The organism is Mesorhizobium sp. P2_E6 (genome assembly GCF_056403835.1).
Genome location: NZ_JBFUEQ010000011.1, coordinates 214130 through 224257 on the forward strand (window position 1 = coordinate 214130; position 10128 = coordinate 224257).

Annotated in this window: 4 protein-coding genes; all 4 read left to right on the forward strand. The window is 66.7% G+C overall.

Translation table 11 applies throughout. The features are described 5' to 3' along the window. Positions 1 to 623: 623 nt before the first annotated feature. Positions 624 to 938, forward strand: coding sequence for a hypothetical protein (locus AC1D08_RS25855; RefSeq protein WP_477400054.1), 315 nt, complete (start codon positions 624 to 626; stop codon positions 936 to 938). 94 nt (positions 939 to 1032) lie between these two features. Then, positions 1033 to 6396, forward strand: coding sequence for a DUF4347 domain-containing protein (locus AC1D08_RS25860; RefSeq protein WP_477424374.1), 5364 nt, complete (start codon positions 1033 to 1035; stop codon positions 6394 to 6396). Positions 6397 to 6997: 601 nt separating this feature from the next. Then, a complete protein-coding gene (locus tag AC1D08_RS25865) occupies positions 6998 to 8011 on the forward strand; it encodes a DUF4347 domain-containing protein (protein ID WP_477424383.1) in 1014 nt (337 codons plus the stop codon). A gap of 3 nt (positions 8012 to 8014) precedes the next feature. Further along, positions 8015 to 10128, forward strand: a 2114-nt coding sequence (locus AC1D08_RS25870; protein WP_477424376.1) for a DUF4347 domain-containing protein, incomplete at its 3' end; no start/stop codon positions are given.

The window sequence follows — 10128 nt, forward strand, 5'->3', positions numbered from 1 at the left end:
AATGTCTTGTGCATGGGAGGGTAGCCGTGGACCGGGCAGGAGGCCTGTCGGTCTGCGCAGTCTGTCAGCCTGGAGAGTGTCTGGAGCAAGTCACTTCGTGCGTGAGGGCGCATAGAGTGTGCGGTGGCGTGCAAGTGAAGACGTCGTGACGCCTTGAACTCAAGGCCAGCGTTTTCCCAACCCGATGTTCCCTCGCTAGCAGTCGGTTCCCTCGCAAGTCGTCGTCGAGAAATCGAGACACGCGTAACGGGAGTTGGCTGTGGTAGGTGTGATACCGCGTATGAAACGATGCGGCCGCGACGCGGGCGCCCGCTTCGATCACCCCCTCAATCATCCGCAGCCGGCCGCCGGCAGGGAACGCCCACGTGCCCGCGGGCCTCTCAATCACCTCAGCGAAGACAAGTGGCGCGCCGTTCGATCGAGCGTGACGAAGAGGCCGTCAAGCCTTGCCCGCCCGCCTCGTAGACCTGCCCGTCATACGCGGATGCGCGCGGGGCCGATAGCAGCCGCGAACGGCTTCGGCGAGCGCGTGCGCTCGGAGGCAATTGAAACCAGCGATTGAACCTAAGGGTACGAACAAGAGAAGCAGGTGGCCCAGCCGCCGCCGACCGAGGAGAACAACGATGAGCTACATAGCAGGGTTTGCGGTCATGGAAGTCGCCGTTAGAGGCGTCTTGCCTATCGGCGATACGACCGAAAACGTGCCTTATTTTATTCTGGACACGGCCAAGAACGCCATCGTCGGTCAGGTCGTTCTTCCCAAAGCCGTCAAGCGAAGCCTCGCCGTCGCTCTCACTGTCAAGGTTCCGGCCGCAGCCGGCGCATTTGCGATTGGCACGTTTGAAGATGGCGGAAACTTCCAGGCCTGCAGCTTCCTCCGCGTAGAGAGCCCCGCTGTCAAACATCCCGACGGCGCCGTCGGCCCGTCCGGAAGATGACGGCGCCCGTGCTCCTTCTCCCTACGACCGCTCGCCGGCCAAGCCGGTGGGCGGTTTCCCCTTGAATCGAATTCGAAGCCAACAGGAGCCAGTCATGGCCCGTGCCTCTGAAATTCTCTTCGTGGATCCTTCAGTCTCCGACCTCGAGACGGTTCTCGGCAACGTGCGACCGCAAGTCCAGGCTGTCGTGCTCGATGGCCGCCGGCCGGCCGCACAACAGATCGCTGCCGCGCTCGCAGGGCACGAAAGCCTCGATGCGATCCATATCATGGCACATGGCGCACCTGGCCGGGTTGGCTTCACTTCAGGAGAGTGGTCGGCCGGGACGTTGAAGGAAGCGGCTGACGATTTTGCCGCGATCGGCAGGGCGCTTGCCGCGGACGGCGAGCTGCGGCTGTGGAGCTGCGAGACGGCGTCGGGGGATGCGGGCGAGACCTTCGTGGCGGCGCTGGAAGAGGCCGTCGGCGCGGATGTCCGTGCATCAAGATCGCTGGTTGGTGCAGCCGCCCTGGGCGGCTCCTGGGAACTGTCCGCACGTGCAAGCGCGCCCACGCCGCCGCCGCTGACCCCGGATGGAATGGCAAGTTACGCCGGGGTGCTGGCGGTTGATCTGACACTCACTGGCAACTTGACTGTTCAGAATGGCTCCGCAACCATTAACACCTACTATTTAATAGATACAACAGCAAATCCTGATGTGTTGGTTGGCAGCTTTCCACTGCCTCAATCGGGTAATGGCGTTGTCAGCGAATTTGCGGTAACTATTTCAATACCAAATGAAACTCATACTTATGTGATTTACGACGCCGGCTTCAATTTATACGGCACACTTACTCCAGGCGCCGGTAATACTTACAATTTCGCAGCGGGTCCCTCCAATGGATCCGGGGGCAATCTATTTGATGTTGGGAGCTTCAGCACCAGTACAGTTGGCGCGACGGGCCCGGCGGGCCCGACCGGCGCTACGGGAGCGACCGGCGCGGGTGCGACCGGAGCCACGGGTGCAACCGGAGCGACAGGCGCCACGGGTGCTACCGGCACAGGTGTGACCGGAGCCACAGGTGCGACTGGCGCAAGCGGCCCGACCGGTGCGACTGGCGCGAGCGGCCCGACGGGTGCGACTGGCGCGAGCGGCCCGACGGGTGCGACTGGCGCGAGCGGCCCGACCGGTGCGACTGGCGCGAGCGGCCCGACCGGTGCCACTGGCGCGAGCGGCCCGACCGGTGCCACTGGCGCGAGCGGCCCGACGGGTGCGACTGGCGCGAGCGGCCCGACGGGTGCGACTGGCGCAGGCGGACCCACAGGTGATACCGGCGCCACGGGTGCAACAGGTTCGACTGGCGCAGGCGGCTCGACCGGAGCCACGGGCGCGAGCGGCTCCACGGGAGCGACTGGCGCAGGCGGAGCCACAGGTGATACCGGCGCCGCAGGTTCCACTGGCGCCACGGGTTCTACAGGCGCGACGGGCGACACCGGAGCGACTGGCTCGACCGGCGCCGCCGGTTCGACCGGAGCGACTGGTTCGACAGGTGCGACCGGCTCGACTGGCGCGACGGGCGACACCGGAGCCGCGGGCTCCACTGGCGCAACCGGAGCCACAGGTGCGACCGGCGCCACGGGTGATACCGGAGCGACTGGCTCGACCGGCGCGTCCGGTTCGACCGGAGCGACGGGTTCAACAGGTGCAACTGGCGACACTGGTGCAACAGGAACCACGGGTGCTACGGGCTCTACCGGAGCGACCGGCTCGACTGGTGCCACCGGTGATACCGGAGCCGCGGGCTCCACCGGCGCAACCGGAGCAACAGGTGCGACCGGCGCCACGGGTGATACCGGAACGACTGGCTCGACCGGCGCCTCCGGTTCGACAGGTGCGACTGGCGGCACTGGTGCAACTGGAACCACGGGTGCAACGGGCTCTACCGGAGCGACCGGCTCAACTGGTGCCTCCGGTTCGACCGGAGCAACTGGTTCGACAGGTGCCACTGGCGACACTGGTGCAACAGGAACCACGGGTGCAACGGGCTCTACCGGAGCGACTGGCTCAACTGGTGCCACGGGTGATACCGGAGCGACTGGCTCGACCGGCGCCTCCGGTTCGACCGGAGCGACTGGTTCGACAGGTGCGACTGGCGACACCGGTGCAACAGGAACCACGGGTGCAACGGGCTCGACCGGAGCGACTGGCTCGACCGGCGCAACCGGCGACACCGGAGCGACTGGCTCGACCGGCGCCACGGGTGATACCGGGGCAACTGGCTCGACTGGTGCAACCGGAGCCACAGGTGCGACCGGCGCCACGGGTGATACCGGAGCGACTGGCTCGACCGGCGCCACCGGTTCGACAGGTGCTACCGGCTCGACAGGTGCAACTGGTGATACCGGCTCGACCGGAGCCACCGGCTCGACTGGTGCCACTGGCTCGACGGGTGCGACCGGCTCGACAGGTGCAACTGGTGATACCGGCTCGACCGGAGCGACTGGCTCGACTGGTTCGACCGGCGCAACTGGCTCGACCGGCGCAACTGGCTCGACGGGTGCGACTGGCTCGACAGGTGCAACTGGCGATACCGGCTCGACCGGAGCCACCGGCTCGACTGGTGCGACTGGCTCGACTGGTTCGACTGGAGCAACCGGCTCGACCGGGGCCACCGGCTCGACTGGTGCGACTGGCTCGACTGGTTCGACTGGAGCAACCGGCTCGACCGGGGCCACCGGCTCGACTGGTGCAACTGGCTCGACTGGTTCGACCGGAGCGACAGGCTCGACGGGTGCCACTGGCTCGACCGGCGCAACTGGCTCGACAGGTGCAACTGGTGATACCGGCTCGACCGGGGCCACCGGCTCGACAGGTGCGACGGGCTCGACCGGCTCGACTGGAGCAACCGGCTCGACTGGGGCCACCGGCTCGACGGGTGCGACTGGCTCGACTGGTTCGACCGGCGCAACTGGCTCGACAGGTGCCACTGGCGACACTGGTGCAACGGGTTCGACCGGCTCGACTGGAGCAACTGGCTCGACTGGTGCCACCGGCTCGACTGGTGCAACGGGTTCGACTGGCTCGACTGGCGACACTGGTTCGACCGGAGCGACAGGCTCAACCGGCTCGACCGGAGCGACAGGCTCGACGGGTGCCACTGGCTCGACCGGCGCAACTGGCTCGACAGGTGCAACTGGTGATACCGGTTCGACCGGAGCGACAGGCTCGACTGGTGCGACTGGCTCGACCGGCTCGACTGGAGCAACCGGCTCGACCGGAGCCACGGGCTCGACGGGTGCGACTGGCTCGACTGGTTCGACCGGCGCAACTGGCTCGACGGGTGCCACTGGTTCGACCGGCGCAACTGGCTCGACAGGTGCAACTGGTGATACCGGCTCGACCGGGGCCACCGGCTCGACTGGTGCGACGGGCTCGACCGGCTCGACTGGAGCAACCGGCTCGACCGGAGCCACCGGCTCGACTGGTGCAACGGGTTCGACCGGCTCGACTGGAGCAACCGGCTCGACCGGAGCCACCGGCTCGACTGGTGCGACGGGTTCGACGGGTTCGACCGGCGCAACTGGCTCGACGGGTGCGACCGGCTCGACCGGAGCCACCGGCTCGACTGGTGCGACGGGCTCGACCGGCTCGACTGGAGCAACCGGCTCGACGGGTGCCACTGGCTCGACTGGTGCAACGGGTTCGACTGGCTCGACTGGCGACACCGGTTCGACCGGAGCGACAGGCTCAACCGGCTCGACCGGAGCGACAGGCTCGACGGGTGCCACTGGTTCGACCGGCGCAACCGGCTCGACCGGGGCAACTGGCTCGACGGGTGCGACTGGCTCGACAGGTGCAACTGGCGATACCGGCTCGACCGGAGCCACCGGCTCGACKGGTGCGACTGGTTCGACCGGCTCGACTGGAGCAACCGGCTCGACCGGGGCAACTGGCTCGACGGGTGCGACTGGATCGACAGGTGCGACTGGCGATACCGGCTCGACCGGAGCCACCGGCTCGACTGGTGCGACGGGCTCGACAGGTGCAACTGGCGATACCGGCTCGACTGGAGCCACCGGCTCGACTGGTGCGACGGGTTCGACTGGTTCGACCGGCGCAACTGGCTCGACGGGTGCCACTGGCGACACTGGTGCAACCGGTTCGACCGGCTCGACTGGAGCAACTGGCTCGACTGGWGCCACCGGCTCGACTGGTGCRACGGGTTCGACCGGCTCGACTGGCGATACCGGCTCGACCGGAGCCACCGGCTCGACTGGTGCGACGGGCTCGACAGGTGCAACTGGTGATACCGGCTCGACCGGAGCCACCGGCTCGACGGGTGCGACGGGCGATACCGGAGCGACTGGAGCGACCGGAGCGACTGGCGACACTGGAGCCACAGGTGCAACGGGCTCGACCGGTGCAACCGGCGCCACTGGCGACACCGGAGCGACTGGAGCAACCGGAGCCACGGGTGCGACTGGCGATACCGGAGCGACTGGCTCGACTGGAGCCACGGGTGCGACCGGCGATACTGGAGCGACGGGTTCGACCGGCGCCACCGGCGACACCGGAGCGACTGGAGCCACTGGAGCCACGGGTGCGACCGGCGATACCGGAGCGACTGGCTCGACTGGAGCCACGGGTGCAACGGGCGATACCGGAGCGACGGGCTCGACTGGCGCCACCGGTGATACCGGAGCGACGGGCTCGACTGGCGCCACCGGTGATACCGGAGCAACTGGAGCCACGGGTGCAACGGGTGATACCGGAGCGACTGGCTCGACTGGAGCCACGGGTGCGACCGGCGATACCGGAGCGACGGGCTCGACTGGCGACACCGGAGCGACCGGAGCAACTGGAGCCACGGGTGCGACCGGCGATACCGGAGCGACCGGTTCGACCGGAGCGACTGGCGACACTGGTGCAACGGGCTCTACCGGAGCCACCGGCTCGACAGGAGCCACCGGTTCGACCGGTGCTACTGGCTCGACCGGAGCAACAGGTACGGCTGGTGCGACAGGTGCGACCGGAGCCACGGGCTCGGGCGGTGGAACAGGTGATCATGACCACAACCATGGCAATAACGGCTTTGGCAATGGAGATCAGGATGCACCTGGTGGTTCCGGGAACCATAACAATGGCGAAAACGGCCCTGGTCACAAAGCCAGCGTCACCTCCACCTCGCTCGGCCTCAAGGACACTGCAAAATTCCTGCAGTCGGGCTCGACACATGGCAACAGTGATCACGACAGCCATGCGTCGTTCCGCAACCTGATCGGCCTGGCGTCTACATCGGTGTCGACAGACCTGCTCAATGTCCTCAAGACGATGAGCGGATTTGGCCAGAACCACAACAAGCCGTCGGGGGCGAGCTCGGATCTCACCTCGGACCAGACCAAGCATGGCGCCGGCTACGCCAGCGACGATCATTCCATCAAGACGACCCTGAAGGATCTCTTGAAGCCGCATGAATAAGGAATGTTAAATGGACCACGTCCGGAGACTGGTCCAGGTTTGAAAAAGGGGCGCGCGGACTTCGCTGGAAGTTCGCGCGTTTCCACTTCTTGTCGGTGCGGCATCGTCTTGCGGAAAACCCTCCGCTGGCCATCTCTGGCTTCCAGCGAGGGCAGCGGATCGGCCTGGCGAGGCGATTATTTTTAGTAAGTCGGCGCAAACGGAAATGAAGCCGCCAAGCCTGCGATTTTCAAAAAGAATCTGCGCGGCTTCGGCTCTTCGATACTGGCCAAGTTCGGCCATCTTGTTCCTGGCCATTCACCAAATCTCCACTTTATAGTTTACAAATCCCTAATTTTCGATTTTACTAATGTGTGACACGGGGTGTGTCCGCAGGTCGCGCGGTAGGGTTGCCGACGTCCTGCGAAGTTTTGGGGAAGGATCTGGGGGTCGTTAAGCCACATCGCGGGCGATGATGGAGGCGCGTTCTTTGAGCGCGCCTTGAAAGCCGCGTCAACGTTGCCCGCCCACGGAGGCGGACAGGTTTCCCGTTCCAGAGTTCCCTCGCGTTTGGACGCCGATCCGTCGGCGTGACCAGTGGCGGGAGTGTGTCGTGGGTGGGGTGAGATTGCGTGCGAGTTGGGCCCGGCGCGGAGCGATTTCCGGCGTCGATAGGCCCGCAATCCGACAGCGGCGACGGACCGCCGCAGCCGGCGGCTGGCAGATTGGCCGCCGCTGTTCCGCCCTCCATGAAAGCCTCAGCACTGCGCGGCCTGCCCGCGGGCCCGACCCCGCCGCGCCGGGCGTCGCCGGCGGATGCTCTCAGCTTGAACCCAATTGGAACCAGCGGGATCTCGCCACGGCCAGCGCCACCGAACTCGTTTTCGTCGATCCATCGGTATCCGATCCAGGCACGATCCTCGGCAATTTGAGGCCACGGGTCGAGGCGATCGTGCTTGATGCCAAATCCCCGGCCGCGCGCCAGATGGCACGGGCGCTCGAAGCTCGTGACCGCCTCGACGCCGTGCACGTGATCGCGCACGGCGCGCCCGGGCGGGTGTGCTTCGCGGCCGGCGATTGGTCGGCGCGCACGCTGCGGCACGATGAGGCCGATCTCGCCACGATCGGCCAGGCATTGGGAGGCTCCGGCGAGCTGCTTCTGTGGAGCTGTGACGCGGGCGCCGGCGCTGCCGGAACCGATTTTGTCGATGCGCTGGCGCGCGCTGCGGGGGCGCCGGTTGCGGCCGCCACCGACCTGGTTGGGTCGCCGACGCTCGGCGGACGATGGAAACTGACAAGGAACACCGCGGCGCGGGCGCCGCTGACGGAGGAGGGTATCATGGGCTACGCAGCAGTGCTTGCCGCGATCGAGATCACGATCTCCGGCTTGATCCCAACCGGCATGACCGGCGGCTCGACGACCTACTTCGTGGTCGACAGGGACCACGGCACGATTGTTGGCAACCTCAATCTGCCGAACATGGCCAACAACGCCTTCCGGATCGCCGTCAGGGTGCCGGGCGGAGCGACGAGCCTCGACGTCGGCGTCTTCGACGAAAGCGGCAAGTTCACCTCGGCTGGCTTCACTGTGGATGTGCCCGCGCGTCCATCCGGCGCCGTCGGGCCGAAGGGGTGAGCCATGCTGAAGGACCTCACCTCGGATCCCTTCCATAGCCCGGCCGCCGCGCTGGGCCTTCACGCATCGACACACAAGGTTTCGCCCGCATACCCTCAGAGCGGGCGAGCCATGACGTTCGAGCCCGAAGTCCTGTTCATCGATCCCGCCGTCGCCGACATACCCGCCATCCTTGCCGGGCTGCGGGCCGGCGTGCAGCCGGTGCTCCTCGACGCGGCGCGGCCGGCGGCCGCACAGATGGCGGCGGCGCTGGCCGGCCGCCAAGGCCTTGCGGCCGTGCACATCATCGCCCACGGCGCGCCTGGGCGCGTCGCCTTCGCGGCCGGCGAATGGTCGCGCGAAACGCTGGCGCGCGACGCCGGCGACCTGGCCGCGATCGGCCGGGCCCTGGCCGAAGACGGCGACCTGCAGCTGTGGAGCTGCGAGACGGGCAAGGGTAACGCCGGCGAGGCGTTCGTCGAACAGTTGGAAGAGGCAGCTGGCGCTTTTGTAGCGGCGGCGGCCGGGCGCGTCGGCGCGTCGGCGCTGGGCGGCGCCTGGGAGATCGTGCGGAGCAAGAATGAGCTTGTACTGCTCCCCCCGATTTCGAGTGCGGCTATTGCCGCATACACGGGGGTGTTGTCATCAGAACTCACCATCGGGGGGACAATCTCCAATGGTTCTACACAGAGTACTAATATTTTTTATGTAGTAGATACGACAAGCAATTTAATAGTTGGCAGCTTTACGTTGCCAAATAGGACTAATTCAGGATTCAATGGTTTTTCTGTCACTTTTACCGTTCCAAACGCCACCGACACGTATGCGATTTACACGTCTGGAACGACAACTTCCGGCAGCTCGTTTACTTTTGTTGTAACGTTGACTGGAGCGATTAGCGCCACAAGCAACGGTGACACTTTCAGCTCCTTCTCCTTCGCCAGTAACACCGGTCCTACCGGCCCCACCGGCCCTACCGGCGCGGGTGCGACTGGCGCTACAGGTTCAACTGGCGCTACGGGTGCAACCGGCGCCACGGGTTCGACCGGCGCGAGCGGCGCCACTGGTGCGACTGGCTCGACAGGTGCGACCGGCGCGACTGGTACGACCGGCGCTACGGGATCGACTGGCGCCACAGGTTCAACTGGTGCGACCGGCGGCACTGGTGCGACTGGCTCGACCGGTGCGACTGGCGCCACAGGTTCGACTGGCGCCACCGGAGCCACAGGTGCGACCGGCAATACGGGCGCCACTGGTTCTACAGGCGCGACTGGTGATACGGGCGCCACAGGTTCGACCGGAGCAACCGGAGCCACCGGCGCGACCGGCGATACGGGCGCCACAGGTTCGACTGGAGCTACTGGCGCCACGGGCGATTCTGGCGCCACGGGTGCGACCGGCGCAACCGGACCCACAGGTGCGACTGGCGATACGGGCGCAACGGGTTCGACAGGCGCCGCTGGCAATACTGGCGATACTGGCGCCACGGGTGCGACCGGCGCAACCGGAGCCACAGGTGCGACCGGCGCCACGGGCGATACCGGCGCAACTGGCTCGACCGGTGATACCGGCGCCACAGGTTCAACCGGAGCCACGGGCGCGACAGGCTCTACTGGCGATACCGGCGCAACTGGCTCGACTGGCGATACCGGAGCCACGGGCTCGACCGGCGATACCGGCGCCACGGGTTCAACCGGCGCCACAGGCGATACGGGCGCAACTGGCTCGACTGGTGCAACCGGCGATACCGGAGCTACTGGCTCGACCGGAGCAACCGGAGCCACAGGTGCGACCGGCGATACGGGGGCCACCGGAGCAACGGGCGCGACTGGTGATACCGGCGCCACGGGTTCGACAGGCGCCACTGGCGATACGGGAGCCACAGGTTCGACTGGAGCAACCGGAGCCACAGGTGCGACCGGCGATACCGGCGCCACGGGTTCAACCGGCGCCACTGGCGATACGGGAGCCACGGGTTCGACTGGAGCAACCGGAGCCACAGGTGCGACCGGCGATACTGGCGCCACGGGGTCGACCGGCGCGACCGGCGACACGGGAGCCACAGGTTCGACCGGAGCCACAGGCGCGACCGGCGATACCGGTGCCACGGGTTCGACAGGCGCAACTGGCGATACGGG

Excerpts from the sequence above, each read along its gene's own strand:
- AC1D08_RS25855 (WP_477400054.1), top strand. The coding sequence starts at position 624 with ATGAGCTACATAGCAGGGTTTGCGGTCATGGAAGTCGCCGTTAGAGGC.